The sequence below is a fragment of the Exiguobacterium sp. SH0S1 genome, from assembly GCF_004337165.1.
Classification (GTDB): Bacteria; Bacillota; Bacilli; order Exiguobacteriales; family Exiguobacteriaceae; genus Exiguobacterium; species Exiguobacterium aurantiacum_A.
Genome location: NZ_SJVC01000002.1, coordinates 166,726 through 193,552, shown reverse-complemented (window position 1 = coordinate 193,552; position 26,827 = coordinate 166,726). Strand labels below are relative to the sequence as shown.

Annotated in this window: 26 protein-coding genes and 1 other annotated feature; of the genes, 15 read left to right on the top strand and 11 right to left on the bottom strand. The window is 52.3% G+C overall.

Annotated elements, in window-relative coordinates:
• Positions 1 to 57 precede the first annotated feature (57 nt).
• Genes EVJ20_RS07720 through EVJ20_RS07705 form a run of 4 tightly spaced genes read left to right on the top strand, consistent with a single transcriptional unit; the run spans position 58 to position 2,146 of the window.
• Entirely contained in the window at positions 58 to 279 is a 222-nt protein-coding gene (locus EVJ20_RS07720; RefSeq protein ID WP_131507724.1) for a DUF6440 family protein, read from the top strand.
• A gap of 33 nt (positions 280 to 312) precedes the next feature.
• Positions 313 to 1,017 carry an ABC transporter ATP-binding protein gene (locus EVJ20_RS07715; protein ID WP_070328498.1) on the top strand — a complete coding sequence of 235 codons (705 nt, stop codon included), beginning with the start codon at positions 313 to 315 and terminating at the stop codon, positions 1,015 to 1,017.
• On the top strand, positions 1,014 to 1,787 hold the full coding sequence (locus tag EVJ20_RS07710; protein WP_131438910.1) for an ABC transporter permease: 774 nt from the start codon (positions 1,014 to 1,016) through the stop codon (positions 1,785 to 1,787). The genes EVJ20_RS07715 and EVJ20_RS07710 overlap by 4 nt, the downstream gene beginning before the upstream one ends.
• Positions 1,784 to 2,146, top strand: coding sequence for a VOC family protein (locus EVJ20_RS07705; protein WP_131464244.1), 363 nt, complete (start codon positions 1,784 to 1,786; stop codon positions 2,144 to 2,146). The genes EVJ20_RS07710 and EVJ20_RS07705 overlap by 4 nt, the downstream gene beginning before the upstream one ends.
• Before the next feature lie 38 nt (positions 2,147 to 2,184).
• Here the strand turns inward: EVJ20_RS07705 and EVJ20_RS07700 are convergent, their stop codons facing one another.
• The 3 genes from EVJ20_RS07700 to EVJ20_RS07690 form a co-directional block, all read right to left on the bottom strand.
• Positions 2,185 to 2,685 (bottom strand): hypothetical protein, encoded by a 501-nt coding sequence (locus EVJ20_RS07700; RefSeq protein ID WP_131507722.1) that lies wholly within the window; start codon positions 2,683 to 2,685, stop codon positions 2,185 to 2,187.
• A gap of 131 nt (positions 2,686 to 2,816) precedes the next feature.
• Positions 2,817 to 3,158 (bottom strand): nuclear transport factor 2 family protein, encoded by a 342-nt coding sequence (locus tag EVJ20_RS07695; RefSeq protein WP_131507720.1) that lies wholly within the window; start codon positions 3,156 to 3,158, stop codon positions 2,817 to 2,819.
• A 24-nt stretch (positions 3,159 to 3,182) separates the two neighbouring features.
• Complete coding sequence (locus tag EVJ20_RS07690) at positions 3,183 to 3,569, bottom strand: DMT family transporter (RefSeq protein WP_131507718.1); 387 nt, start codon at positions 3,567 to 3,569, stop codon at positions 3,183 to 3,185.
• Positions 3,570 to 3,688: 119 nt separating this feature from the next.
• Here EVJ20_RS07690 and EVJ20_RS07685 point away from each other — a divergent pair, with 119 nt between their 5' ends.
• From EVJ20_RS07685 to EVJ20_RS07655, 7 genes are all read left to right on the top strand, one after another.
• Positions 3,689 to 3,979, top strand: coding sequence for a hypothetical protein (locus EVJ20_RS07685; RefSeq protein ID WP_131507716.1), 291 nt, complete (start codon positions 3,689 to 3,691; stop codon positions 3,977 to 3,979).
• Positions 3,980 to 3,996: 17 nt separating this feature from the next.
• Positions 3,997 to 4,266, top strand: coding sequence for a hypothetical protein (locus EVJ20_RS07680; RefSeq protein WP_236636297.1), 270 nt, complete (start codon positions 3,997 to 3,999; stop codon positions 4,264 to 4,266).
• A gap of 264 nt (positions 4,267 to 4,530) precedes the next feature.
• Positions 4,531 to 5,532, top strand: a complete 1,002-nt coding sequence (locus tag EVJ20_RS07675) for a siderophore ABC transporter substrate-binding protein (protein WP_442899272.1) — start codon at positions 4,531 to 4,533, stop codon at positions 5,530 to 5,532.
• A 24-nt stretch (positions 5,533 to 5,556) separates the two neighbouring features.
• Positions 5,557 to 6,549: an ABC transporter permease gene (locus EVJ20_RS07670; protein ID WP_442899275.1), complete on the top strand. Its 993-nt coding sequence runs from the start codon at positions 5,557 to 5,559 to the stop codon at positions 6,547 to 6,549.
• The gene (locus EVJ20_RS07665) at positions 6,546 to 7,622 is read left to right on the top strand and encodes an iron chelate uptake ABC transporter family permease subunit (RefSeq protein WP_131464230.1); all 1,077 of its coding nucleotides are present in this window, start codon (positions 6,546 to 6,548) and stop codon (positions 7,620 to 7,622) included. The genes EVJ20_RS07670 and EVJ20_RS07665 overlap by 4 nt, the downstream gene beginning before the upstream one ends.
• A complete protein-coding gene (locus EVJ20_RS07660; protein WP_131507708.1) occupies positions 7,619 to 8,371 on the top strand; it encodes an iron ABC transporter ATP-binding protein in 753 nt (250 codons plus the stop codon). Before EVJ20_RS07665 ends, EVJ20_RS07660 begins: the two co-directional genes overlap by 4 nt.
• Positions 8,372 to 8,392: 21 nt before the next feature.
• Complete coding sequence (locus tag EVJ20_RS07655; RefSeq protein ID WP_131507706.1) at positions 8,393 to 9,115, top strand: dihydropteridine reductase; 723 nt, start codon at positions 8,393 to 8,395, stop codon at positions 9,113 to 9,115.
• A 147-nt stretch (positions 9,116 to 9,262) separates the two neighbouring features.
• Here EVJ20_RS07655 and EVJ20_RS07650 read toward each other — a convergent pair whose 3' ends face one another.
• The 6 genes from EVJ20_RS07650 to EVJ20_RS07625 all read right to left on the bottom strand — a co-directional run bounded on the left by EVJ20_RS07650 (position 9,263) and on the right by EVJ20_RS07625 (position 18,144).
• The gene (locus tag EVJ20_RS07650) at positions 9,263 to 9,703 is read right to left on the bottom strand and encodes a small multi-drug export protein (RefSeq protein WP_131507704.1); all 441 of its coding nucleotides are present in this window, start codon (positions 9,701 to 9,703) and stop codon (positions 9,263 to 9,265) included.
• 371 nt (positions 9,704 to 10,074) lie between these two features.
• On the bottom strand, positions 10,075 to 11,118 hold the full coding sequence (locus tag EVJ20_RS07645; RefSeq protein WP_236636296.1) for a Fic family protein: 1,044 nt from the start codon (positions 11,116 to 11,118) through the stop codon (positions 10,075 to 10,077).
• 287 nt (positions 11,119 to 11,405) lie between these two features.
• Entirely contained in the window at positions 11,406 to 11,984 is a 579-nt protein-coding gene (locus EVJ20_RS07640) for an anthranilate synthase component II (protein WP_131507700.1), read from the bottom strand.
• Positions 11,981 to 13,312, bottom strand: coding sequence for an anthranilate synthase component I (gene trpE / locus EVJ20_RS07635; protein ID WP_131507698.1), 1,332 nt, complete (start codon positions 13,310 to 13,312; stop codon positions 11,981 to 11,983). The genes EVJ20_RS07640 and trpE overlap by 4 nt, the downstream gene beginning before the upstream one ends.
• 53 nt (positions 13,313 to 13,365) lie before the next feature.
• Positions 13,366 to 13,588 (bottom strand) — a binding site (T-box leader).
• A gap of 63 nt (positions 13,589 to 13,651) precedes the next feature.
• Complete coding sequence (locus EVJ20_RS07630; RefSeq protein ID WP_236636285.1) at positions 13,652 to 15,748, bottom strand: heparinase II/III family protein; 2,097 nt, start codon at positions 15,746 to 15,748, stop codon at positions 13,652 to 13,654.
• Positions 15,749 to 15,903: 155 nt separating this feature from the next.
• Positions 15,904 to 18,144, bottom strand: coding sequence for a C40 family peptidase (locus EVJ20_RS07625; protein ID WP_131507696.1), 2,241 nt, complete (start codon positions 18,142 to 18,144; stop codon positions 15,904 to 15,906).
• Positions 18,145 to 18,483: 339 nt separating this feature from the next.
• Here EVJ20_RS07625 and EVJ20_RS07620 point away from each other — a divergent pair, with 339 nt between their 5' ends.
• A complete protein-coding gene (locus EVJ20_RS07620) occupies positions 18,484 to 21,147 on the top strand; it encodes a S8 family peptidase (protein WP_131507694.1) in 2,664 nt (887 codons plus the stop codon).
• Between the two features lie 44 nt (positions 21,148 to 21,191).
• Here the strand turns inward: EVJ20_RS07620 and EVJ20_RS07615 are convergent, their stop codons facing one another.
• Both EVJ20_RS07615 and EVJ20_RS07610 read right to left on the bottom strand, forming a co-directional pair.
• Positions 21,192 to 21,884, bottom strand: coding sequence for a DUF4956 domain-containing protein (locus EVJ20_RS07615; protein WP_131507692.1), 693 nt, complete (start codon positions 21,882 to 21,884; stop codon positions 21,192 to 21,194).
• The gene (locus tag EVJ20_RS07610; protein WP_131507690.1) at positions 21,881 to 22,621 is read right to left on the bottom strand and encodes a polyphosphate polymerase domain-containing protein; all 741 of its coding nucleotides are present in this window, start codon (positions 22,619 to 22,621) and stop codon (positions 21,881 to 21,883) included. Before EVJ20_RS07610 ends, EVJ20_RS07615 begins: the two co-directional genes overlap by 4 nt.
• 140 nt (positions 22,622 to 22,761) lie before the next feature.
• On the opposite strand from EVJ20_RS07610, the gene EVJ20_RS07605 reads away from it, so the two are divergent.
• From EVJ20_RS07605 to EVJ20_RS07595, 3 genes are all read left to right on the top strand, one after another.
• Positions 22,762 to 25,023, top strand: coding sequence for a CotH kinase family protein (locus EVJ20_RS07605; protein WP_161568099.1), 2,262 nt, complete (start codon positions 22,762 to 22,764; stop codon positions 25,021 to 25,023).
• Positions 25,024 to 25,062: 39 nt separating this feature from the next.
• The gene (locus EVJ20_RS07600; RefSeq protein WP_131507686.1) at positions 25,063 to 25,437 is read left to right on the top strand and encodes a nuclear transport factor 2 family protein; all 375 of its coding nucleotides are present in this window, start codon (positions 25,063 to 25,065) and stop codon (positions 25,435 to 25,437) included.
• Positions 25,438 to 25,586: 149 nt separating this feature from the next.
• Positions 25,587 to 26,768 (top strand): SH3 domain-containing protein, encoded by a 1,182-nt coding sequence (locus EVJ20_RS07595; RefSeq protein ID WP_131507684.1) that lies wholly within the window; start codon positions 25,587 to 25,589, stop codon positions 26,766 to 26,768.
• Positions 26,769 to 26,827: the final 59 nt, after the last annotated feature.

Here is a 26,827-nt window from a genome sequence, read left to right as displayed (position 1 = left end):
ATTTATTGAAACCGAGGGTCATGTTGCGTACAGTTAACAGTAGGAAGGCGGGATGTCATGTTATTCAAGAAAAAAACAGACGAGGAAGTGACAGGGGCGACGCGTTTCCAAGTCAAATTGACGGAACAGTTGCCGGAACTTGGCCAAGTTATGGTACTCGTCGACACAGCGACCGGTGTCAACTACATCCAGACATGGGTCGGGACGGGTGGTGGCATCACGCCGTTACTTGATTCAAACGGTGACGTCGTGATCGACGACGTGTCTAACTTTCAGTAAATAGGGATCGGATCGAGAAAGGATTGAAGGCACATGCACATTATCGAATTCATTGGGGTCAGTCATAACGACATCCTACATAACATCACCGGCTACTTCCGCGAAGGCCGGATCACGACGTTCGTCGGACCGAGCGGCGCCGGCAAGACGACGTGCCTGAAGCATATTAACGGGCTACTGTCGCCGGACGCGGGCGACATTTATTTCAAAGGTGAGAACATCCGCGATATCGATGTCATCGCGCTCCGGAAACAGATCGGCATGGCGTTCCAAAGCGCCCCGATGATCGACGGGACGGTGTACGACAACTTGAATTTACCGAAAGCGATTTTCGGGGAGACGCTCGACCGGGCTAAAGCGACAGAGCTGCTCGGAAAAGTCGACTTGGATGGCATCTCGCTCGACCAACCGATCAAGACGTTGTCGGGCGGGGAGCGGAGCCGGGTCGCCATCGCCCGGACGCTCGTCAATAAACCGGACGTCTTGCTGTTAGATGAGATCACGTCGAGCCTCGACTACCGGACGGTGAAAGAGATCGAGCATTTGATCGTGCGCCTTCAAAAAGATTTCGGGGTCACCGTCATTTGGATCACCCACGACCTCGATCAAGCGAGACGGGTCAGTGACGACATGTGGTTTTTACGGAACGGGGAATTGATTGAGTTCGGAGACGCGTCGTTCATCGACGAGTCGGACAATCCGATGATCGGGCGTTTCGTCAGGGGGGAAGAGCTATGACGTTCATCGAACTGATGACTTCCTTGATTTTCGTGGCGATTCCGCTCGGGTTGGCGTTATTTTTGAAGCTCGGTCTCGAGCGTGACATCGTCATCGCGACGGTACGCTCGATCATTCAACTGTTGTTGATCGGCTACATTTTGACGTTCGTCTTCGAGAGCGATACCCCGGTGTTCATGCTGCTCATGATCCTCCTCATGATTGGCGCGGCGACGCAAAACATCATCAAAAAAGGGGACGGCATCCCTGGCATCACCTGGATGATCGTCCTCACGCTCGTCACGGTCGAGTCGCTGACGATGGGGCTCATGCTCGGGCTCGGCATCATCCCGTTCGAGCCGGAGAAAATCATTCCAATCAGCGGTATGGTCATCGGCAACTGTATGGTGTTGTCACTCCTGTTTTTGAACAAGTTCAAGGACGAGGTCGAACGGAGCGACGAGGTGATCGAGCTCATCCTGTCGATGGGCGGGGCACCGAAAATCGCAATCGAGCGGAGCTTGAAGAACGCCATCCGGACGAGTATGATCCCGACCGTCGAGGCGCAAAAGACGATGGGGCTCGTCCAGCTTCCCGGCATGATGAGCGGCCTCATCATCGGCGGCGCCGACCCGATGGAGGCGGTGTTGTACCAACTGCTTATCTTGTTCCTCATTTTGACGACGGCGACGATCTCAGCCGTCATGGTCGGCTATATGTCGTATCCACGCTTGTTTAACCAAAAACTGCAGTTTATCGGATTGACGTATCGGAAGGGGAAAACGACATGATCACAGGCATCCATCACGTCCAAATCACGATCCCAAAAGGTGAAGAAGCGACAGCACGCGCGTTTTATTGCGATGTGCTCGGCTTGAATGAAATCGACAAACCGGAGTCGCTTCAAGGACGAGGCGGGTTTTGGCTTCAAGTCGGCGACCAAAGCGTCCATGTCGGTACCGAGGACGGGGTCGACCGGCTGACGACGAAAGCACATGTCGCCTATGTGGTGACCGATCTAGCGGAGTGGGGACGGAAACTCGAAGCAGAAGGAATCGAGCGGCTCGAAGGGATTCCAATCCCTGGCTTTGACCGGTTCGAGTTCCGCGACCCGTTCGGCAATCGGGTCGAGATGATTCAGGCGATATGAGAAAAGGGAGCGCCCAAGTGGGTGCTCCCTTTGTCGGTTCACGAGATGCCGAACAGTTCCGTGACGGCTTTCCAGCTCGATGGGTAGGCGTTGCTGCCGGAATGGTGATGGATCAGTTTCCCGTGACGTTTCACAACAAGGCTCCACTGCGTCCCATCGGTGGTGTAATATCCTTTTTCTTCAAACACTTCAGGCCAACGATGTGAGGAGAGGGCGACGAATCGTTCGTGGACGCGTGTCGCATCCTCCTTCTCGTACCAACCTGAGCTTGGGATTGCTACGCTCAAGTCGTAATCTTCGCGCCAAATCACTTCTCGTTTGACCGACCCGTCTTCAAAGAACGTCAACGTGGACTCGTTGTGGACACCGAAGCCACCGACGGAGAACGTGACGGTGATGGACGGTTTCTTTTTACGGATGGCATCGAGCGGGATCGTCGGCTCGAACATCAACTTCTTTCGGCGTGACTCCATAAGCGCTAACTTCTCTTCTAACGTGACTCTCGGTCGTCGTGCGACCGGTTCAATATATGTATTCAATTTTGTCGACCCTCTCTTTTGGTGTCATTCATACGTGAATTATAGGACATCCGGACAAGGGGGGTGAGTAAAATAAAGGGTAAGGTGAACAGAAAAAAGGGAACGCCTAAATCGGCGCGCCCTATTTATCGTTATTGTGCAGGTGTCCCTTGATGGAATCGCATTTTCCATACGCCGTCAATCCTGACCCAAATCGAGCTGCGGAGAGCGATACGACCGCTTTGATGGTTTTCCGTCCGATACGTAGCCAAGACGACGTCGTCACGGATAACTTCGAGGTTGAAGTCGGACAGTGTGATGTCGATTTCTCCAAGGTCCATCGTATTCGTATCGGCCTCTTTATATAAAACACGACCGGAACTGCCGATTTCAAAGAAATCTTCCGTCAACAGTTCACGCAATCGCTCCGGCGACGTCCGAACTTCCGTCGTCAGCAACAGTCGTTCTTTCTCTTCGATCAATGGTGCGAGCATTCGCGTCACTCCTTTCTAAAAACGTTAGCCGTATACCGTATTCGTTTTCCCGAAATTCATGACGATGACACCGAGCACGATGACGATGAGCCCGATGCTATTCAGTGTCGAGAGCACCTCACCGTAGGCGAATACCACGATCAATCCGGTCGCGACCGTTCCAAGACCGGCCCAGACGCTATAGGCAATACTGAGCGGGATCGTCTTCAAGACGAAGCCCATGAGCGTGAACGAGACGGCGAAACTGAGCGGGATGGACAAGAGCGCGAGCGACAACAGATAAAACGCGGTCACGTATCCGAGCGCGACACCGAGGATTGGCAGTCGGTTCGTCGAAGTTGCGTTCAGTTTTAACATACTTGATCCGAACACTTCCGCGATAATCGCGGCAACTAGATAAGCAAAACCCATATAACCGTGCCCCCCAACAATGTCATCACTTCATGTACGTTGCTGTGAATGTAGCAAAATCTATAAGGGTTGTCGATAGAATAAGTGAATGGGATAATTAGGAAAAAGGAGGTGGTTGGATGACGAAACGTCATTATGCACCGCTTTACACCACGCTCGTGCTTTTTTTGGTAACACTGCTTACGCTGTTCACATTGAACGGCCGCGTCTTTCCGAATTTAGACTTGCTAACAGCGATTTGGGTGTACCTCGCCTTGGACCTTGCGTTACTCGCGACACTCATTTGGGGACTGTTTTCAAAAGACAAGTTTGTAAAAGTGTTCAGCCTCCTAGCGAACATCGGGTTGATCGTGCCGTTATCGATTTGGATTTTCCTGTTGCTCCTCGCGAATGGGATTTCGGAAGCATGAGGGGCGATAAATCAAACGTGCCATTTCTGATGCGGCCTGTCCCGTTCTTCATCTTATTTGCGCTATGCGGGCCGCTCGCGTTGGCACTCGTCGTGATCTACTGGCGCGATCTGCCGGAAGATATCCGGGGTCCTCATCTGATTATTGCCATCATCTTTTCGCTGTTTTTCATCGTGAAACTGCTTCCGGACGGCCTCCTGCAAATCATTCTCTTCTCGTTCACGTACACGTTCGTATTATTTCTCACTTACAGCATTCTCAAACGAAAACGAGACAGGCGAAATTGAACTTTAACTCTTTAGAAAGTGGTCGAGTACCACTTTCTTTTTATTTTGCATTAAATAGTAGGAAAAACATTTCCAATCCCTTTTTGAAAATTTGGCATTGCGCATCCTTTTTTTGTTTGCTATGCTTCTCAATGAAAACGACAATGATAATCATTATCAATGATAAAGCATTTCTGTTGCCTACATAGACAAGATCAACAACAGGGATGCCGTTCGATTGAGAAGGTTGTCGGCGTAATCAATACATATAGGGAGATGGAAAAAGTGGGGAAATTAAAAGCATCAATCATGGCGACATCGCTCGTCTTGTTGCTCGCGGCGTGCGGGAACGAGAATGAAGCAAAAGATACGGGTAACGCGGAAGCGGAAGCGAAACCGAAGACGGTGGAAATCACGGACGCACATGGCACGATCGAAGTACCGGTCAACCCGGAGAAGGTCGTCGCGCTCGACAACCGGACGTTCGAGACGCTCTCGGATTGGGACATCGACTTGGTCGCGGCACCAATCGGATTGATTCCAGCGGACTTGCCTTATAAAAATGATAAAGACATCGTTGACGTCGGGATGCACAATGAACCGAACTTAGAAGCGATCGCCGGTGTGGATCCGGACGTCGTCATCGTCGGTCAACGATTCGCCGACTACTACGACGACATTAAAAAATTAGTTCCGGAAGCAGCCGTCATCGATTTGAACATTGAGCTCCCAGAAGATGCGGGCACGCCAGGTGAAATCTTGGTAGAAGGCTTTGAGACGACGACGCGTTCACTCGGCCAAATCTTTGAAAAAGAAACGGAAGCAGATGAACTCATCAAAAGCTTCGAAGCATCGATCGACAGTGTAAAAGCTTCATACAACGGTGAAGACAAAGTGATGTCAGTCATCGTCTCAGGCGGCGATATCGGATTCTCGGCACCGAATACAGGTCGTGTCTTCGGACCGATGTATGACATCTTTGACTGGACACCTGCCCTCGAGGTAGCGAAAACGACAGGTGACCACCAAGGGGATGAGGTCTCGGTTGAAGCGATTGCTGAGAGTGACCCGGACTGGTTGCTCGTCCTCGACCGTGACGCGGCGATTACAAGCATGGAAGACGCTGTACCTGCAGCAGACGTGATCGATAACGCACCGGCACTTCAAAAAACAAAAGCCGTGACAGACGAAAAAATCGTGTATGCACCGAACGACACGTACATCAACGAGTCGATTCAAACTTATTCTGAACTATTCAACGATATCGCAGCCGCGCTTTCGAAGTAAGGGAGTTACGTTGTGCAAAAACCAATGACAGCAAGGGTTGAGACATTGTCTCAGCCCTCCTTTTCTAACATATGGACGAAGTCGTTTATCGGAGCAGTTCTCGTTGTCTTCATGTTGGCATGCCTCTCGCTCGTGACCGGCGTCTATGACATTCGTCAGGAGGGCGGAGCGGATATGTTTTGGATTACCCGCGTCCCGCGCACGATTGCCATCATGTTGACCGGTGCCGCCATGGCGATGTCGGGGCTCGTCATGCAACTGATTACGCAAAACCGTCTCGTCGAACCGACGACGACCGGAACGCTCGAATGGGCGGGGCTCGGTCTGCTCACTGTGTATCTGCTCGTTCCGGCGCCGACGCTCATGATGCGCATGACGGGGGCCATCGTCTTCTCGTTCATCGGAACGATGGTCTTCTTCTGGTTCCTGCGCTCGGTCAAACTTCGCTCATCGTTGATCGTCCCGATTATCGGGCTCATGCTCGGGGCGGTCGTATCGGCCGTGTCGACGTTTCTCGGCTTGTTCTTCCAAGCGAGTCAGACTATTGAAGGCTGGTTCGTCGGGTCGTTCGCATCGGTGCAGGTCGGACGTTATGAATACTTGTGGCTTATCATTCTCGTCACGTTCTTCATCTTCATCCTCGCGAACCGGTTAACGCTCGCCGGACTCGGCGAAGATATCGCGACGAGCCTTGGCGTCAACTATAGCCGTCTCATCTTGATTGCGACGGGGCTGATCGCACTTGCGGTCGGGGTCGTGGCGACGGTCATCGGTAATCTGCCGTTCCTCGGACTGATCGTCCCGAACATCGTCTCGATGTTTCGTGGAGACGATCTCCGCAGCAACTTGCCGTGGGTATGCGTCATCGGTATGGGCACGGTTCTCGTCAGCGACTTGATTTCGCGGACGATCATCATGCCGTTTGAATTACCGGTATCGCTCATTCTCGGGACGGTCGGGTCGGTCGTGTTTATCGCGATTCTCTTGAGACAACGGAAGACGGGAGGGGTACGATGAGCACACTCATCGAAAACAAGACGAAGCAACGGGAAGCGTATGACGTCGATGGTCGATCCGTGCATACGGAAGAGCGGTGTGCGACGGCGTTCCGTTCGAAACGAGAACAGCGCCGTTATTGGCTGTTCCTTGCATTCTTCATCGTGGGCGGACTGCTCTGTGCGTTCGGGTTACTCGTCTACAACAATCCGGTCCCGTTCGATTCGCCGTCGTTCATCCCGGTCGTCGAGCGTCGGGTCGTCGCCGTCGTTACGATGGCGATCGCCGCGCTCTGTCAAAGCTTGGCGACGGTCGCGTTTCATTCGGTGACGAACAACCGCATCATCACGCCATCCTTGCTCGGGTTCGATGCGCTTTATTCGACGATTCAGACGAGCATGATTTTCTTCTTCGGTGCGGGTGCGTTAATCGGTTTTTCGGGAACCGGTGCCTTTTTGACCCAGGTCGGCCTCATGGTGCTCATGAGCCTGCTCTTGTATGGCTGGCTCTTGTCCGGGAAATACGGGAATCTGCAACTCATGCTTCTCGTCGGGATCATCATCGGGACCGGTTTGAATTCGGTGTCCTCGTTCATGCGCCGTATGCTCGCGCCGTCGGATTTTGATATCCTTCAGGCCCGTCTGTTCGGATCGGTCATGCATGCTGATGCCGCGTACTTCCCAATCGTCATTCCGATTGTGATTGTCGTCGGAATCATGTTGTATAGCTTCTCAAATCGCTTGAACGTCGTCGCACTCGGGAAAGATGTAGCGACATCGTTCGGGGTGAACCATCGGGGGAGCGTCATCTTTACGCTCATTCTCATCTCGCTATTGATGTCGGTATCGACAGCGCTCATCGGACCGCTGACGTTCTTTGGATTCTTGGTGGCGACGCTCAGCTATCAGGTTGCTTCGACGTATGACCATAAGTATATGTTCCCGATGGCGTTCGCGCTCGGTTTCTTCGTGTTGACGAGCGCGTATTTCTTTATGTATCACATTCTCAATACACCGAGTGTCGTGTCCGTCATTATCGAATTGTTCGGCGGAATCGTTTTCTTGGCAATCATCTTAAGGAGAAAATCGCTATGATTCAACTTGAACAAGTACAAAAATCGTATACGGATGACGTCCGAATCGGACCGATCAATCTCGACATCCCGAAAGCTGGATTCACGTCGTTGATTGGTCCGAACGGGGCCGGCAAGTCGACGACGCTCATGATGATCGGCCGTCTGCTCAACTTGGACGAAGGACAGATCCAAGTCGCAGGGATGGACGTGTCGAGCACGAAATCAAAAGACTTGGCGAAAATCATCACGATCTTACGGCAAGAGAACCATTTCGTGACCCGACTGACCGTGCGGCAACTCGCCGGGTTCGGCCGTTTCCCTTACTCAAAAGGGCGGTTGACGCAAGAGGACGAGCGCATCATCTCGAAATATATCGACTTCCTCGACTTGACGAGTTTGGAGCACCGTTACCTCGATGAACTGTCGGGCGGGCAGCGCCAGCGGGCGTACGTCGCGATGGTGCTCTGCCAGGAGACGGAATACGTGTTGCTCGATGAGCCGCTCAATAACTTGGACATCGCTCGCTCGGTCCAGATGATGGAATACTTGCGCCACGTCGCCGACGAGTTCGGTCGGACGATCGTCACCGTGCTCCACGACATCAACTTCGCAGCCAAGTACTCGGACCGGATTTGTGCGATGAAGGACGGCAAGATTGCTGCCTTCGGTACGGTTGATGAGATCATGGTCGCCGAGACGCTATCCGATATCTTCGAGACGAAGCTTGAAATCATTCAAGGACCATACGGACCGATTGCGGTCTATTAATAGAAGGAAGGAGTGACGACGATGCAAATTTACTGGACACCGATTCAACGAGTTGTAGAGGAAGCGCCGGATACATACACGTTCCAACTCGAGCTGCCAGACGGCTTCACATGGGACGAGGGGGCGCATACCCACTTCGCGCTCGAAGGCTTCAACAAAAAAGACAAACCGAACCGGAGTTTGATCCGCCACATGTCGATCTCGACGTTGCCGCGTGAAGGCGCGATCGGTATCACGACACGGATCAAGCGAGAGTGCTCCGAGTTCAAGTCGATCTTGCGTGACATGGAGATCGGCGAACAAGTCGCCATCTTCAAGACGCATTCGAACGTCCCGCTCCAGCGTGACGGGAAGAACATTTACTTGTTATCGGCCGGTGTCGGGCTCGCGACGTTCCGCCCGCTCGTACTCGAATACCTGGAGAACGGGGAAGGTATCCCGCATCTCCACTCGCTGAACGTCGACTCATCGGCGAACTATTTGTTTGAGGACGTCTTCACATCGACAGATACGTTCACAGCTGATTTCGTCGACAGCCGCGGGCGTTACCACGAGACGGTCAAGACGCTCGCAGAGGATATGGACGGACTGTATTACGTCGTCGGGAGCGACGACTTCTTACGCGAGACGATTGCGACGCTATGTGAGCGGGGCATCTCGCGGGAACAAATCGTGCTCGACAAGCATGACTTCCAGTTGGATGAGTTTTTCACAGGAAAAGGCGAAAATTCTCTTTCTTCTTAAGTCAGAGGAGAAAAGAGTGGACGTGAGAAAATTGCCGCTATCCTATCGAGACGACGATCGAGCAATCTAGCTCAATAAAAGGTAGCTGATTCATTCAATATAGAATGAGTCAGCTACCTTTTATTTGCTATGGACGTCAGACATGTCTCAGATTGTGAACTCGATCCCTTTTGAGGTGAGCCAAGCGATTAACACGCCATATCCGAATATACTGATGGCTGAATAGATGAGAAGTGTAGAGCGCCTCATCCCAATCGAATGACCAATCACGCCAACTACCCATGATCCTAATAGAGGCGTGACGAGGATGATGGACCAACTGCCATGTTCGCGCATCAAATGACTGAATCGGTGTTTCTCTAGGCGGTCTAACCAGCCACTAAGACGTTTGAAGCGATGGAGCCAATCATAGAAATAAGCGAGCAGAGGAACCGGCAAGAAGTTACCAAGCCCGGCCCAAAGGACGGCAGAGACGCCGTCGAGACCGAGTAACATCGTACTCGGGATGGCTAGATAGATTTCGAACATAGGGAAGAAGCCCATGAACCATGCGGTGGCAGACAGACTAATATACTCAAAAAAATTCATTTTAACCCCCCTTTATGTTCAATCGTTTGACCATTTGTCTTCATGGTGAATGACTAAATTCAGATTATTGAGTACTTCAATCGAACCTTTGACATCAATCTATTCTTCCAAGAAATAATCATAGAATCGTCCCTCGTCTCGAATCAATTCCTTTGAGTTGGGCGGGACATCCTCGAGGAAGAGCTCCATCTGATGTTCATTTTCCACGTGTGAATAATAGTGTAAATCACCGATTAATCTTGGGTCTTCAATCACTTCGATTTTCATCAGTCCGCGTTCCTCGGCATTCGAGAGTCGCATCACAAAGAGCCAACAATACATACATTCTTTTCACTTTGACGGTCTTTACTAAAAAACACGTCTCGGAAGAATTATTGCTTAATCCATTTTGCACTCCGACCTAGTCCAGAAGGAGCGATTTCCCCTTCATCCCGCAATTCCCGAAGGGCACGGTTGATGGTCGCCTCACTAATGTCGGGGCAGGCGCTTCGGATATCCGACTTGGTAAACGGTACGATTCTCCCTTCTACGAATCGTCTAATCCGGCTACTCTTACTTTGACTTCCTGACGTGACGAGTCCTACACGATCTTCTAGCTCTTTATATGCGGCAAGGATCACGCTCAACAGATAATGAATCCATGGAAAAGGGTCTTGTTGGTTCTCATGCCAATCGATTGAGGACAATCGCAGGGATTCATAGTAATCTTCTTTCCGTTCCTCGACAATCTTCTCAAGACTAATATAGCGACCGACCTCGAATCCGAATTGATAGAGCATCAACAAGGTTAAAAGACGGACGATTCGTCCATTCCCGTCATTGAATGGGTGAATGGATAAAAAGTCGAGGACGAACATACTCGTCAAGATGAGCGAATCGACGTCTTCATTTTGCCGACGTTCTTTTACACTGTCACATAAGGCCTGGACAGCCGCTGGGGTCTCAAAAGCTGGGACCGGTACGAAACGCGTCCGGCGCGTGCCATCAGGAAAGGTCTCACTAATCTCGTTATCGACATTCTTCCATCTCCCGCCCTCAATCGGAACAAACTTGTAAAGCTCTTTATGGAGCTGAAGCAAGATGTTCGGGTTGATTGGGATGTCCTGGGCTGAGGCGTGAATCAAGTTCAACACATCCCGGTATCCGGCAATTTCAGCTTCCGAGCGGTCGGTCGGGTCAGAGGTCTTCGACATGATGGTGTGTAGGCGGCTCTCGGTCACGATGATTCCCTCGATTGCATTGGAAGCCTTGGTCGATTGGATGACAGCCACGTCACGTAATGTGTTCAAGATTTGAGGTGCCTGTTGTTTATACAGGTCTTGTTTGCCTTTGTATTCATTGATGTGGCCGATCAATCGTACGGTCTCCATCGGCAAGGAGAGATTTCTTAAATACTGATAATCGTAATTTCGCATAAAAATCATCCTCATTCATTATCAAAATTGATTAAACATATTCATTTCATCAATTTTTGACTATGTTTAGCTATAATATAACCTATTTATGATGAGTTTAAAATATTAATCATACTCATTCTCTTAATGGATGACTATGTTTAGGGATAGATGAGTTAAATTTCAAATGATGAACGTGAGTGACATGAAAAAGCGCATCTCCGATTTCCACGAAGACGCGCTTGGTTCATATGATCCATCGTATGTGTAGCATCAGACTTCTTCATCATTGTACGGAAGTTCGACATTCAGACTGGGGACACGTTCCTCGGTCTTTTTGTGTGGCAAATCGCGACGAACCGTTCGAATAGGTCCCGTCCGTCCGGTGTCCCGATCGACTCGGGGTGGAACTGGACGCCGTACGTCGGGTGTTCGGGATGTTCGAGCGCCATGATGACACCGTCCGCAGTCTTGGCCGTCACGGTGAGTTCCGTCGCTTGGACGACGAGCGAATGATACCGCATGACGTCCATCGGTTCCCCGTCGAACAAGGCACCGGATGTCGTCTCGATCACGGACGTCTTGCCGTGCATGACCTGTTTGGCCCGGCCGACCGTGCCGCCGAACGCTTCGGCGATGACTTGATGACCGAGACAGACACCGAGGATTGGGATTTGTCCCGACAGCTGTCGGACGACGTCGAGGGAGACACCGGCGTCACCTGGACCACCTGGACCAGGTGAAATGATGATACCGGACGGGTTAAGGGCGCGAATTTCATCGACCGTCAGCTCGTCGTTACGGACGACCAAGACATCGCTGAACCGGGCGACGTCTTGATAGACGTTATATGTGAACGAGTCGTAGTTATCGATCAGTAAAATCATGCGAACACCTCCAACAGGGATTTGGCTTTATGCAGCGTCTCTTCATATTCCGATACCGGATCCGAGTCAAAGACAATGCCGGCCCCGGCTTGGACGTACGCCGTATCATTTTGGACGACCATCGTCCGAATGGCGAGGGCGAAGTCGAAGCCGCCCCGGACGTCGAGATAGCCGACGGCCCCGGCGTAAACTTCACGTTTCACCGTCTCGAGCTCGTCGATCAGTTGCATCGCCCGGATCTTCGGCGCCCCGGAGACGGTGCCGGCCGGGAGACAGGCTCTGAGCGCGTCGATCGGGTTCAAGTCGTCACGCAGTTCGCCTTCGACTTCGGAGACGAGATGCATGACGTTTTTAAAGCGCTCGACTTCCATCTGTTTCGGGATCGTGACCGTGCCGACTTTGGCAACGCGGCCGATATCGTTCCGTCCGAGATCGAGCAGCATCCGATGTTCGGCCAGTTCTTTCTCGTCTTGGACGAGGTCTTCGGCGTGGCGCATATCTTCCTCGACGGTCTTGCCGCGCGGGCGCGTACCGGCGATCGGGTTCGTCGAGACGCGGTTCCCAACGACTTGGACGAGACTCTCAGGCGACGCCCCGAGGACGATCGCTTCGCCGAGGTCGATGTAGAATAAGTACGGGCTCGGATTTTGTTTTCGCAGCGTCCGGTAGAAGTGGAACGGGTCACCGGTGAACGTCGCGTCGATCCGTTGCGACAACACGAGTTGGAACACCTCGCCGGCAAGGATTGCTTCTTTCGCTTTCAAGACACGCTCGATAAATGCGTCCTTGTCGGTCAAGATCCGTTCGCTCGTTCGGACGACCGGCGCGAGTTCATGTGTCTTCGCCGTCTCGAGCTCGGCTTTCAACTGTTCGAGCCGGGCCGATCCGTCGCTGTCGCCGGTGTCGATCAAGATGACACGCTCCTCGAGATGGTCATACAGGACGACCGTCTCATAGCGTTGGAACAACGCGTCCGGCAAGTCGCGCGTCTCGGTCGGCGTGTTCGGGATCGGCTCGTACGTCCGCAGAAGGTCGTAGCCGATATACCCGACGGCGCCGCCGATGAACGGGTAGGGCGCGTCTTCCGTGTCACGTGCGATCAATGTGGATAAGACGGCGAGCGGGTCGTCCGTTTGGGTCGTACCCGTTGCATCGGTCACGGTGTTGCCGTCGACACGGATCGTCTCGACCGGGTTCGCCGCGATGATCGAGTAACGTCCGTGTTTGCCTTCAGCCCGGCTCTCGAGCAATACTTTTCGCTCTCCTTGTAACCGGTGGAAGATTGCCACCGGGGTCAGTTCGTCGCCGTTGATGATCAGTTGTTCCATGTAATCTCCTCCTCCAAATAAAAAAGTCCCCCGCCCGACATGTCTAAATAGACATGAAGGACGGGAGACCCGTGGTGCCACCTTCGTTGGGGGAGTTCCCCCCACTCATCGCGAACAATCATTCGCTATCCTCGGTAACGGGAGGACCCGTCAGAGCCTACGTATCGGTCTGAACGCTCAAAAGCCCATTCACGCAAGACACGTCACCGGTTCGCATCGACCACCGGCTTTCTGGAGACGTCCCTTCGCGCTACTCTTCTTTCTCATCGCGAGTTCGTATGATGTTATCGTCACTTTACTTAAGAATCCATGAACTGTCAATCAAAAACAAACAGCAAATCATTTATCGAATTCGATTTTCCCGGTTGTTTTATCAGACAGCGTGTATGTGACGACGTAGCGATTTCCTTTAGGTTGCAGTGTTGCTTTCGTGATCGTCTTTTTCTTCTGGTCCAGACGAATCAATGTGACGAACGTGACATCTTTCCCCGAATGGTAAGAGATGACTTGAGACCGTGGCTTCCATTCATAGTCTTTCACAGAAACGAAACTTGTGCTTCTTTGCATTGAAGAGTTTGGGCGTCGGTTCAGTTGCATGATTTGAATCGTGCGCCCACTTGTGTCGCCATACAAAATATTTTGATTCTGGAGCGAGCTTTGGAGCGGTTTCAACCCTTCTGCCAAATGGAAGCGTTGGACAAATTTTGAAGCCGTCGGTGAAGTGATGCGGTCATATACGACGAGTGTTTGGGCCTTATCGTAGACGAGCGTACGGCGGTGATTCGCGCCTTTGCCCATCAACTTGCTCTCACCGATCGCGACGCTCGTGCCTCCTGTGTCTTTGATGGAAGCGATGTAACTCTTCCCTCTCATGTCAGGTCGAAGATCTAAATTTTCTCCGGCGCGGTGTACCGTATTATGGGCCTCGACCCCAAAGACACGGGCGCGCTCTGGACGTTTCGTGTAGCCGTAGCGGCCTGTTTCCGTGATGAAGTCACGGCCGAGACCGTACACGTCGATGTTCAAGTCATCGGCATGCTTATGGACTTTACTGTTGAAACCGGCAGTCATCATCACTTGCGTGGCATTGTCGAACGAGCGAGGTGGCGCCGACCAGTACTCGCGCATGAAACTATATTGGGTGCCGACTTTTTTCAATGTGAGCGGTGGTTTTTTCCCGCGCTTGCCTTGCGTGACCGCATATGCGAGCTCGGGGTATTTCATAATATCCGGGATGATGCTGAGCGATTGGGTCACACCTGTCGTGTCACCAAAAATCGGCAGCGTCCCGTTCGGTTTCATCATATAAGTCAGTTGGACTGGCATTTTATCGATGCGTGACACATTGCTCGGTAGTGGGAACCGGTTGGCGTCTGCCCAAGCCTTCAACCGAATGAACGTGTAATACAAATAGGACTGATAGCCAGGCGAATGTTCCAAATGGACGCCATCACGGGAGATGCCTTGGTCGATTTGGACTTGGAGCCGTTGTGTCGCCAATGTCTGCCACTCCACACTTTTGTCGAATGACGGATGCTGTTTGGCAATCGCCATCAGCGCGATGTCTTGAAACATCCCGTGGTTATGTTGAGGCATGTAGAAACTTGGAGTTGCAAGCAACGTTCCATGTTCATGGATCGTCTTTAGGATCAATGCGGTGAAGGCAGGGTCTTTGTGTAATGTTGATTTTTTGTAGGCGTCCCAGTAATTAAGGAGATGGAACGTACGGATAGCTGTACTATGATCGTTATAAGGCCAACGATACTCTTTATACTTTGAGACGGGATGGGCTTTCGTCCAACTCTTCACGAAACGCTCACCATATTTCAAATAGGCGATATTTCCTGTATTATTGTAAGCTTGTGTCAATTGGTTCAATGTCACCCAATAATGAATTTGAAATGGAAACGAGTCATTTTCTGTTTTCGGGATCCCTGTATGCCAATCGAACGTATCAATGTTTTTTACTAAAAGTTGATGTGGCGCTGTCGGAATGGACCAATCACCTCGGACTGCACGGTTGGCAAGCTGTTCCGCATACGGCGACACTAAGCGCACATATTCGTATGGCTCGTAGACGCGTGTACTTTTTTCAAAGTCATGAGCGAGTTGTCTCGTCAAAGCGGAAGAGAGATGCGCACGTGTGAGTGGCTGGATGTGGAATAAACGGGCCTCGTTCTTCTTAATATATATTTTTTTCTTAGCCTCGCTGATGACAAAGTAATCACCTGATACGCCGGTCACACGATAACGCATGGACGTCCCTAATTTTTTGGTGGGGACGAGACGTGCGTATTTATATTCATAAAGCGTCGCGTTAGGGGTCGTGCGGAGTTGGAAGACGGCGTCACTCGATGCAGCGGCCGGTTCAGGATGGCTGAGGATAGCCCCGCCTGCCATGAATAGTAATAAGAGAGATAGAAGAATTCTTTTCAAAGTTAGACCTCACCGTCATGTTGGTTTTTTCGGTTTCTCGCTATTGAAAGGGAGAGACGAACTTAATTATAGGAGGCTAGGAAAAGATTTACCTTTTTCACGAAAAATAAAAAACGAGCACCAGGCGCTGATCAAGCGTCCGGTGCTCGTTTTCGTCAAAGCGACTTATACCCGAGGAAATACGTCCGCCACTGCGGATCGTAAATCGAGTTGATTTGGAGCGTCTCGCCCCCGGCATGGATGAAGAACTCGTTGTCGAGCATGATACCGATGTGGGACGGGCCGTTCCGGTACGTGCCGGCGAAGAAGATGATGTCGCCGCGGCGCCCGCTCGTGATGGCGGTCCGTTTGTTTTTGAAATGGTTGCTGCTCCAGTACCCGGCGACGTTCGTCCGTCCGCCGACTTTTCCGGCCTGGTTCGCCGCATAGTGGACGAGACCTGAACAGTCGAATCCGCCATTTAATGGCGATTGTGATCCCCATGTGTACGGTGTTCCGAGATGTCTCACCGCGGCCGCGACAAGCCGTTCTTGCTGCGTGTGACCACGTTTTGCGAGGAGTGGATCGACTTTCACCTGGATGTCTGACACTTTCACATAGACCGGGCGCCAGTTGTATTGGATCAAGTACGAATCACCACTCTTAGAACGGGGATAGACGCGGCGGTTCGTATCGAGATACCCGCTTGGCCGTGTATCATTCGGGTTCGCGTAAAACGGGGTCCGCTTTGTCGTCGCATAGTGCGCCGCGACGTTCACGCTCGTATGACGGATCGCTTTCGGTTGCGTCGTTGCGATGTACGGGTTGAGGACATAGGTGCTCTTCCCGTTCGGAAGACGCACTTGCCAAAAGTCGTCGTCAATTGAACGACTGCCGACGAGGCGCGTGCCGCGCTTCAACGTCCCGGCCGGACGCGCGTAGGCGACATCGGTCGAGAAGTGCGGTGTCCCGTCGAGTTGGACGTAAAATACGGTACCGGCCTTCGGTTTTGCGAGCGGCTTATTCAAGGTGAGATACGCGGTCGCCATGTAACGGTATTGACTTCCGACCCGGACACGCGTGTAATAACCGTTCGTGCCGAACGTTTCGACGACTTGACCGCGCTTTAGGCGGGTGACGCGTGACGTTGTTGATGCGGTGGCATAGACACTGACGTTATTGAATTTGACGAAGCGGTTGCCCGTCGAGTCAAACAGAGGTGGTTTTGTCGTGCCGATGACGTTCGTCGGGACGAAGTAAAAGATACCATTTACGAACACGCGCGTGTAGGCGCCTTCAGTCCCATAAATGTTCACGAGTTGACCCCGTTTGAAAGCACCGACAACTTTTGTAGATGAAGCGTGTTGATAGATCGGGGTCTGCTTCATGATGTAACGGCCACCCGTCTTTTTATAGGTCGGTTTCGTCGTCCCCATGTCTTTTGAGTCGACATAGACGAACTGACCTCTGACAAAGACACGAGTGAGCGCTCCCTCGGTCCCGTATATGTTGACGAGTTGCCCGCGCTTCAATGTGGCGACGATTTTTGACCGGTCGACGTCAAAATAGACGTTCGTATCTTGTTGAACGTAACGTTGCCCCGACTTTTGATACGTCGGCATCTGCATCGAGGTATGAGCGGTCTCGATAAAGACGAAACGGCCACCGGCATAAATACGTGTCAACGCTCCGGTCGTGCCATATACGTTGATTCGTTGCCCGCGTGGCAATGAACCGAGTACGCTCGTTTGGGTGAGGTCGCTGTAGATTCGCGTATTCGTCACGACGAAGCGCTGTGCGACTTTGACAGGAGACGAGCTCAGCTGACCCAACGCGATATAGGCGTAACCGTCTGCTGTTTGCAGACGGGCATAGCCGTCGATGTCGCCGGCCACGGTGAGTGTTTCACCGATCTCGACGTGACGGATTGGGTCACCCGTCTCCGGTTTACTGAATACAGGGGCTGCTTGCTTCGCATAACGCGTTTCGGTCACAGCGACAGGAATTGTCTCGCTCAGGGCGTCGCGGGCAATGTAAGTCCCGTCGATGGTTTCAACGAGATCGCTTCCTTGCCGATCATAGACGTCGACTTTTGTACCGAACGGGAGATAAGCGACGCGTCCACCGTTCGCATCGACTGCGTACGTCTCCCGTGCGACGTAGCGCGACGTTGCCGTCACGACATCTTCGTTACGGATATAGCCTTCCACCGAATCGGTACGGACGAGCGTATGGCTCGCCAGTCGTTCGAGCACTGTGACCGGTGTGCCGGCGGGGAGGACGTGGAGACTCGTCGTCTCGTCGATCGCCTCGAAGACAGACGTCTCGACAATCGTGATAGTTCGAGACTCGGTCGCGAAGACCGCCGTCGTCAAAAACAAACTAAAGAAAAACAGAAGACCAAACAATCGTTTCAATTAAAGCACCTCAATCAAATTTGTATAGTTAGCGTAAACATGTAAGCTTTCCATTTTTTAGTATACTGTTCAATCGGCAAAAGGGAAGGCGGTTTTAGGACATGAGGGAAACGGATAATTGAAACAGGAGCATCGATCAGCACTTTATGTGTTCAGTGTCGATGACCAAAAAGCGAACGCACTATGATAAAAGACGATAGCGGTCTATAAAACGAGGAACCACCTCCCGTTGACACATTAACGAAATCTTTTTGTTACATATTTGAAACATTAGCCGATATATTTCGTAGAAGCATCTAGAGCGAAATGCTCCAACTTTTAAGAAAAGAGGAAATGACTATGAAGCAACCGTTTCAACGCTTGATTGCGGTCTTGACCGCCCTCGTCCTCGTCGTATCGCTCGTGCCACCGAGCGCGTATGCAGACGCGGGGAGCGGGATGACCGAGGCGAAATTACTTACACCGGGAGAGGCCGTCGAATTTACGACGGGCACTGACAAGGTGAACACGTACTGGTTCAAGATGGAGCGAGAGGCTTCATCGATGACACATATGGAGATCACGCTCGACGCGTCGAAGTTGACGAACGTGTCTGTCTATCCGAGTGCGGACATGGCAGCCAAAGACGAGACGTTTGACCGCTACCGGTCGAGCGCGACGCAAGAGCAAGAACAGCGGACGGCGAAAATCGATTTGCCGTACGCGTGGGAAGGGCCGTACTACATCAAAGTCGAGTACATGCCAATGGAGATGATGGACATACCGAGCGGGGAGTTTCCTGAAGGGGAAGAGCCGCCGGCACCGGACCTCTCGGCCTTCACTTCGAACATCAAGCTCGTCTACAATCCGGTCAAGTTGCCGGTGAAGTATGAACAGGTCGGCGGCGAGATGTGTGCCGTCGAGTCGGTGCTCCAACCGGCACCGGAACGCGACACGATGCTCAAGCTCATCCGCCGCATCCAGACCGAAGTGCTCAACACATCGTCTGAAGGCCGCGAGTTGTCGGCGCTCTATTACCGGGCATCGCCATACGTCGTCCGTGCGGTGACGTTTGACAAGACGAAGCGTCAGGCGGCATACGCCGACTTAAAAACGCTCCGTCCGCTCATGACGGCGCTTGTTGACAAGAAAAGTTACACGCTCACGAACCAGGACGCGGCGGCCATCAACCGTCTCCACGGACTCGTCCGCTCGAGCGCCCCGGCCGCACTTCAAGCGGAAGTCGACGGGATCGCCGGCGCGCTTGGGATGAACAGCCTCGCGGGTGCATCACTCGTCGACTTGTTCGGCAATATCGGCATGAACGTTCAAGCAGCGGATGCACCGCGTTATATCGTCAAATACAAATCGTCACCGAACACGTCGCTCGGCAAGATGAACGCGATGCACGACGTATCGGCCGAGCGTCTTTCGATCGGCGCTCGAGGTGACCACTTCGCCTTGATCGATGTCGAAGAGGCGTCACCGAAGATGCAGGCGACGGCAAAAGCGACGCTCGAGACAGACACGAACGTTGAATACATCGAGCCGGTCCAAACGTATAAGGCGTTCGCATCGGATGTGAGCCTCGACTATCAATGGTCGATTAACGAGCGCTCGGTATTGAAACCGTTCAAAGGTTCAGGGGTCGGCCTCGACGCCTATGAGGCACTCAAGCTGCCGGGCCGCTCGATTAAAGTCGCGGTCCTCGACACGGGCGTCGACTATCGTCTGCTCGACTTGAAAGGGAAAGTCGATATCGTGAATGAGAAGAACTTCGTCGACCCGAACGGGGAAGGCGACGCGATTGACGACCATGGACACGGGACACACGTCGCCGGTGTCATCGGGGCGATACGTGACAACGGGGTATCGATGCGAGGCATCGTGCCGAACGTCTCGATTCTCCCGGTGAAAGTGCTCGATGCGAGCGGATCGGGTGACACCGACCAAATCGCACTCGGCATCAAATATGCGGTCGACGCCGGGGCGAAAGTCATCAACATGAGCCTTGGCGGCGGCGAAAGCCGGACGATGGGTTACATGTTACAGTACGCGCATGAGCGCGGCGTCATCGTCGTCGCGGCGACGGGGAACGACGGGCAGTCGCGCGTCTCGTACCCGGCCTCTTCGAAGTATACGATCTCGGTCGGGGCGACGAATACGTTCGGCCTCGTCTCGGATTATTCGAACTATGGTCTCGGTGTCGACGTCGTCGCACCGGGCTCAAAAGTCGCGAGTCTCGTCCCGGACGGCAACGTCGTCTACATGGACGGCACGAGCATGGCGACACCGCACGTCGCGGCCGTTGCGGCCCTGTTGAAATCGCAGCACCCGAGCCTCACGGTCGAACAGATGCGCTCGCTCCTGCAACGGACAGCCGACCCGGTCGCTTTCTCGGGCGGGGACGCACCGAGCGACCCGCGGACAGGGGATGGGCTCGAATACGTGCTCGAAGAAACAAACGTACTGCCACCGAAGTATTATGATGTCGTGAGTGGTTACGGGAAGGCGAACGTCTTCCGTGCCGAGTCGATGATGCAGCTTGCGCCGAAACCGGCTCGAGTCGTCGATAACGCACCGATCGTGAACGTCCAAGCGAAAACGGGAACGCAGGTCACCGCCTATGCGGGCACGAAACGGTTAGGAAGCGCTGTATCGAAAAATGGCCGAGCCGTTTTCTATGTACCAGCCCAAAAAGTCGGAACGGTCTTACGTGTCGACTACGCATGGAATGACATGCGTACGGGAGAACGTCTTGTCGTTGCGCCGGGAGCGCGTCCAGCAAAACCGAGCGTCGTTCCGGTTCGCACGAACGCTAGGCAAGTCACCGGCAAAGCGCCGGCAGGAATGACGGTCATCGTCCGTGACCGGAAGCGGCAAGTGATCGGGAAGACGACGGTCAGTCTGAGCGGCACGTATGTCGCGAAAACACGTCTCCTCAAACGGGGAGACCCACTCACGATCCATGTCGTGGATGCGAACGGAAAAGTCAGTCCGATCACCTATACGACGGTACGATAAAAAACAGCCGATCCTTTACGAAGGGTCGGCTGTCTGTATACAAATTAAAAGATTTCTGTGTTTAAATAGTTGACTGAAACTTTGAGGTTGCCGTTCATTTTACGGAGCTCGTCGATAACGAGTTTATCGCTGACGCCGTCCTTGTTTTGGACGATGTAGACGAGTTGGATCATCGTACCGAGGTTCGTCGTCTCGATCGAACGGAGCGCATAGTATTTGTAATGCTCAGAGAGGACGCCATCAAACGCTGTCTCATCGTGTAAGTTTTCCGGTACGGTAATGGACAACCGTTTCTTGTCCGAGCCGCCGCGGCCGAAGTCGAACGTGTACAAGAGGATGATGATGACCGACAACGACACCGTGAACAGGATGGCAAGTATGTAGAAGCCGAGCCCGCATGATATACCGGCCGCCATACCGAAAAAGATGAAGGCGATATCTTTCGGGTCGCTCATCGCGCTGCGGAAACGGATGATCGAGAACGCCCCGACGAGACCGAAGGCAACAGCGACGTTGTTGCCGATAACGATCATAACGACCGATACGGTGACGCCCATGATGATGATTGTCTGGACGAACGACTGCGAGTAGCGGGCACCTGTATGTGTCCGTTTGTACAGATAGGCGATACATAGTGTCAAAACGAAGCTGAGGAAGATGGCGGCAGCTGCCTCGAGTACAGTTAATCGCGAAGTGACGTCAGCAAGCTGGCGAACTTCGTTAAAGAAATCGGTCATATAAGAATCCTACTTTCACTTAAGTTTTCTTGTTGTAACAATTCAACGCTCGTACAAAACTTCGAGACGCTCTGTTTGTTGCACTCGAGGTCGGACAGAATCCGGGCGAGCCAGAACGGCACGACCTCGGACACTTTCACTTCGAGCACGACGAGATTGGGATCTATGAAATGGTGTCCTTCTGGCCCACGTTCGATCCGGAGGTCATCGTTCCGGCACATGAGGTTGTAGTCGAACGTGACACGCAAGTCTTTCTCGAACGTACCTGAGAATGCTTGCCGGTCGTAGCTGACGACCGTGTCCGGCTTCAAATCATACAAGTGTTGGAAGTGAAGCGCTTCTTTCAAGATTTGTGGGTTCGACGCATCGACCGTCTCAAGCGGCATGCTCGGGTCGCGCAAGATGTCGTATGCTTGATGAAGCGGTAAAATTGTCCGGCGCTTGTTGACGACGTTCTTAAATTTTTGTTTGACTTCGATGAACGAGGTGCTGCCGAGATCAGCTTGGTCATAGACGCGGAGGCGCAGCTTCTGACGAAACGGGAGCTTGTTGCGCGTCTCATAATAAATTGACTTGGCAGTCGAGTCGAAGTAAAGACTGACGATGTTGTATTTACCTTCCGGATTGCCGTATGTGTCGTAGTGCATATAGGGCATGATCAATTCACGCAACTCGAGGTACTTCGAGAACGGAATTAAATACTTGATTTCGTAACGCTTGAAGATTTCTTGCGGCACCGAATCTCTCCTTTATCTCCAATCCGTTCTTGAGGATTGTTAATTATTTGTAAAGATATGCTATCCTGATAGTATACTGTTTCATGAATGGACAAGCAAATCACATTCATACGATGAAACGAATAAGCAGGAGGATTTACATGAAAGTAATTAAACTTAGTGTGCTAGCACTCATGCTCGCAGGGACATGGGGCGGGATGTATGTCATCTCAGAACGAGGCGTCACCCCGGACCCGACGTTCGAACAGGCGTTGGCTACCGAAATGAACATTCCAGTCGGGTCATTCAATCATAACAAGGTCCGTCACGTGACCGAACTCGACTTGTCAGGATACGGTTTAACGGATTTGACCGGGATTGAATACTTTGATTCACTCGAATCCCTGAGATTGTCACAAAACTCCCTGACAGCACTCCCTGATCTTTCGTCATTGACGAATCTGAAGGTGCTAGACGTCAGCTTTAACTTGTTGGAGCAACTTCCGCCATTGCCTCCGAATCTTGAAATATTGGATGTGGAACAAAACCGTCTCGAGTCACTCGAACGAGTCGAAGATTTGACGTTGACCCAGTTGAACGTTCGAGATAATAGACTTGAGACGTTGGCACCGCTTAATGGTATGGCTGGAACATTGACACATTTAAATGCGCGAGACAATGAGCTCGTTACGATTGAAGCGTTGCGCGGTATGGAACGCCTGACTGACATTAATCTTCGCAACAACCGCATCACAGACATGGCTGCGCTCAGCGAGCTCAAGGTCCGAGACCGTTTGTATGTGAGCGGTAACGGTTCGGTCGACTTAAATATATTGGCGCCGCTGTTGCGACATGTGTCGGACCATGACATAGACTTGACGCCTCGAAGACCGACATTCTCACTTGATAGTGGATTATACCCATCCGGACAAATGGTGACATTGTCTGGAGAAGGGGTGGTCTATTATACGCTAGACGGCACGGAGCCGACGCTTCAAGCGCAACGGTTTGAAGAGCCGATCCCGCTTGAACTACCAGACGTTCCGCGTCTATCGTCAGAATCGACGACACTCGAAGAGACGACGTCGGTTAAAGGCGACGTGCTCGATGCTCTCACTGTTCGTGCAGCATCTTACATCGATGGTGTATTCAGTCCAATAGAGACTCGAACTTACGTGTTAAAACCGGAAGCATTTGCCTCTTCTCTACCCGTCGTAGCGTTGACGGTCGACCCGGCCGATTTGTTCGATGAACGGATTGGTATCTTTACGAGTGGGGACGTCGAAGCAGGAACAGAGTGGATTGAAGGAAACTACTTCCAACGAGGTCAGGACTGGGAACGCCCGGTGACGGTTGAGTGGTTCGAAGAAAATGGTGAGGTCGCTTTCCGTCAAGACGCGGGAATCCGTGTCCACGGTGGCTACTCACGTGCCCACGCTCAAAAAAGTCTACGCCTTTATGCGCGTAGTGATTACGGGCAGAGCACGTTCCTTCATCCGTTCTTCGCATCACGTAACACAGACCGTTTCGAACGCCTGTTGCTGCGTAACGGCGGGAATGATTGGAATCATGCTTTACTGCGCGATGCATATATGCAACGGCTCGTCGAAGGACGCTCGCTAGATGTGCAAGCGTCCGAACCGGTCATCGTCATGTTGAACGGAGAGTATTGGGGAGTCCATAACGCACGCGAATTGCACGGCGAACACTATTTGTATGAGAAGTATGGTGTTATCTCTGAAGAGATGGCGATTCTTGAGTCAAATCGCTACGTCGAGGACGGGTTTGAGGTCGATCACGGGAAAAACGCCGATTTGATCCATTACCGGGAGACGGTGCGAATCGCGACCGATGCGACACTGACCGAAGAAGAACGTATGCGACAGCTCGAGGGGCGGATCGACATCGATAACTTCTTAGAATACGTCGCTTATCAATCATTCTTCGGGAACAAAGATACGTTGTACAACAACACGAAGATGTGGCGGAAGACGACGAATGTGTCAGTGGACGGCCCGGTCGGTCACGACGGCAAGTGGCGTTGGCTCGTCTACGACTTGGATCAAGGTTTCTCACAACTTCTCCCGATTGAAGAGGGGGTCGAGGAAGACTTGATCGCCCACTTTTTAGACGATCGACCGGAAACGGTATTGTTCCGGTCAATTGTTTCGACTGAGGCGGGTGAACAACGCTTCACAGATATCATGGGAGCCTTACTCGAGGAAACGTTGGATTCGGAGCGAATGGTTCAAATATTAGATGAGATGCGCTACGTAATCGAGCCGGAGCTACCTCGTTCAATCAAACGTTGGGACAACATCGAGTCGGTGAGTGCATGGGAGTCAGAACTAGATAAGATGAGAAAGTTTGCCCAGGAACGGCCGGACCGTGTCCGCGAGCAAATGAAGCGTGCCTTTGAGTGAGAGTTTGTGCTACACTTTCGCTGAAAGGGTGAAACTATTTTGAACACACAGACTGTACAAGAATTGGCGGTTGATCGCCTGAATGCCCAGCGGACAGGCGATATCGTGACGATGGGCCAAATGATGAGTGAGGTGTTTCGCTACGTCGACTCGAGCGGCCGACAGTTCGATAAAGAGACGTATCTCGATTTATTCGTCGACCCGGACGCCATCCAATGGATCAGCCAAGAGATGATGACGTACCAAGAAACAATCGCAGGAGATGTCGCGATCGTCGAGACGTTGCTTGAGGAGAAATTCATCCTCGGAACGAATGCTTATGAAGGGCGATTTTGGGCGCTCCATATATATAGGAAAGAAGACGGTGTTTGGAAGTGGCAAGGTGGCCAGACGACACTCGTCAATGAAGGTTGATTCCGAATGGGATCAACCTTTTTTGCTGAAACTAAAAAAACGGTTCACCTCTTAGAAGAAACGCTCCCCACTTCATGCGTCTGAATCCGCTACAATCAAATGGAAGAAGCTTACAAGGAGGTGGGTGGCCGGGTCAACGGTCACAAAACATGAAACAATCAATCAAACGAATCGGGGCGGGACTGCTCGCCCTGTCGCTCGTGACAGCGAGCCCGAACCCGATGTCATTCGCGCCGACGACGGTGTCGGCGGCGGCGGTTACGAAAGTGTTCAATAAAGACACGAATGTACAAGCGGGCGCGTACCGCGCGGCGAAAGTGCTCAAATCCGTCAAACAAGGCGAGGCGGCGACCGTGCTCGAAGTGAAAGGCAGCTGGACGAAAGTGAAAGTCGGCACTGTGACAGGCTGGGTCGCAGGTTGGGACTTGTCCGACGAAGCGGCTCCGGTCGTGACGAAAGTGTTCAATAAAGACACGGGCGTACAAGTGGGCGCCTTCCGTGCGGCAAAAGTACTCCAATCCGTCAAACAAGGCGAGGCGGCGACCGTGCTCGAAGTGAGAGGCAGCTGGACGAAAGTGAAAGTCGGCACCGTGACCGGCTGGGTCGCAGGCTGGGACTTGTCCGACGAAGTGACGGAAGCGTATGAGGCAATCGAAGCGTTCGTCCTTAAGGCCGGGCGCTATCAAGCGGCCCCGGTCGTCGCCAACGTACCAGCGTTTGCAAAACTTGACCGCGTCGCCGTCCATGGATCATGGAGCGAGGTCGTCTACAACGGCAAGCGCGGCTTCGTCGCCAACTGGAGCATCCGTCAACAGACGGCTGAACAGCTCGTCCACGGGAAGCGGATTCAGGCCATCGATGTTATGAAAGCAGCTGAGGCGTATAACCCACAGGGGGGAAGTCCCTTCCTCTTAGTCGAAAGTACGATTAGAGACGAAGTGTATAGAACATACAATGCGAAAACGCCTAAAAATGATAATATCGGCTTCTTTTATGCAGACGATGGGGCAAAGCGTAGGGCGTACTTCACCTCTTTTGTTCCGAGTATTTACAAAAAGGGACCAAATGCCCCAGAAGTCGTTCGCGATATGGTAGCGGTAAAGAAGTTGTCGCTTAACTATGGAGAGGTTTTATACGGAGAGGGGACGTTTGAATCTCGCTTGTTCGCTATCGAGGCCAATCACGTATATGATCAGATGCACCGACATACCGCAAGTGCATATCCGAACATTCCGAAGATAGAATATGGAACCCCAGGCACGTTCAAAGTAGGCGACGACGTGTTCGAGACGCGCTACTTCTATGGTACGGTTTGGATTGAATTTGAGTAATTGATTGAGGAGCCGGCTACAGTGTAGTCGGCTTGTTTTATTTAGGTGGCCTTCTTTAA

Coding starts and splice junctions, on each gene's coding strand:
- EVJ20_RS07720 (WP_131507724.1), top strand. CDS start 58: ATGTTATTCAAGAAAAAAACAGACGAGGAAGTGACAGGGGCGACGCGT.
- EVJ20_RS07715 (WP_070328498.1), top strand. CDS start 313: ATGCACATTATCGAATTCATTGGGGTCAGTCATAACGACATCCTACAT.
- EVJ20_RS07710 (WP_131438910.1), top strand. CDS start 1,014: ATGACGTTCATCGAACTGATGACTTCCTTGATTTTCGTGGCGATTCCG.
- EVJ20_RS07705 (WP_131464244.1), top strand. CDS start 1,784: ATGATCACAGGCATCCATCACGTCCAAATCACGATCCCAAAAGGTGAA.
- EVJ20_RS07695 (WP_131507720.1), bottom strand. CDS start 3,158: ATGCTCGCACCATTGATCGAAGAGAAAGAACGACTGTTGCTGACGACG.
- EVJ20_RS07690 (WP_131507718.1), bottom strand. CDS start 3,569: ATGGGTTTTGCTTATCTAGTTGCCGCGATTATCGCGGAAGTGTTCGGA.
- EVJ20_RS07685 (WP_131507716.1), top strand. CDS start 3,689: ATGACGAAACGTCATTATGCACCGCTTTACACCACGCTCGTGCTTTTT.
- EVJ20_RS07670 (WP_442899275.1), top strand. CDS start 5,557: ATGACAGCAAGGGTTGAGACATTGTCTCAGCCCTCCTTTTCTAACATA.
- EVJ20_RS07665 (WP_131464230.1), top strand. CDS start 6,546: ATGAGCACACTCATCGAAAACAAGACGAAGCAACGGGAAGCGTATGAC.
- EVJ20_RS07660 (WP_131507708.1), top strand. CDS start 7,619: ATGATTCAACTTGAACAAGTACAAAAATCGTATACGGATGACGTCCGA.
- EVJ20_RS07655 (WP_131507706.1), top strand. CDS start 8,393: ATGCAAATTTACTGGACACCGATTCAACGAGTTGTAGAGGAAGCGCCG.
- EVJ20_RS07650 (WP_131507704.1), bottom strand. CDS start 9,703: ATGAATTTTTTTGAGTATATTAGTCTGTCTGCCACCGCATGGTTCATG.
- EVJ20_RS07645 (WP_236636296.1), bottom strand. CDS start 11,118: ATGCGAAATTACGATTATCAGTATTTAAGAAATCTCTCCTTGCCGATG.
- EVJ20_RS07640 (WP_131507700.1), bottom strand. CDS start 11,984: ATGATTTTACTGATCGATAACTACGACTCGTTCACATATAACGTCTAT.
- trpE (WP_131507698.1), bottom strand. CDS start 13,312: ATGGAACAACTGATCATCAACGGCGACGAACTGACCCCGGTGGCAATC.
- EVJ20_RS07620 (WP_131507694.1), top strand. CDS start 18,484: ATGAAGCAACCGTTTCAACGCTTGATTGCGGTCTTGACCGCCCTCGTC.
- EVJ20_RS07615 (WP_131507692.1), bottom strand. CDS start 21,884: ATGACCGATTTCTTTAACGAAGTTCGCCAGCTTGCTGACGTCACTTCG.
- EVJ20_RS07605 (WP_161568099.1), top strand. CDS start 22,762: ATGAAAGTAATTAAACTTAGTGTGCTAGCACTCATGCTCGCAGGGACA.
- EVJ20_RS07595 (WP_131507684.1), top strand. CDS start 25,587: ATGAAACAATCAATCAAACGAATCGGGGCGGGACTGCTCGCCCTGTCG.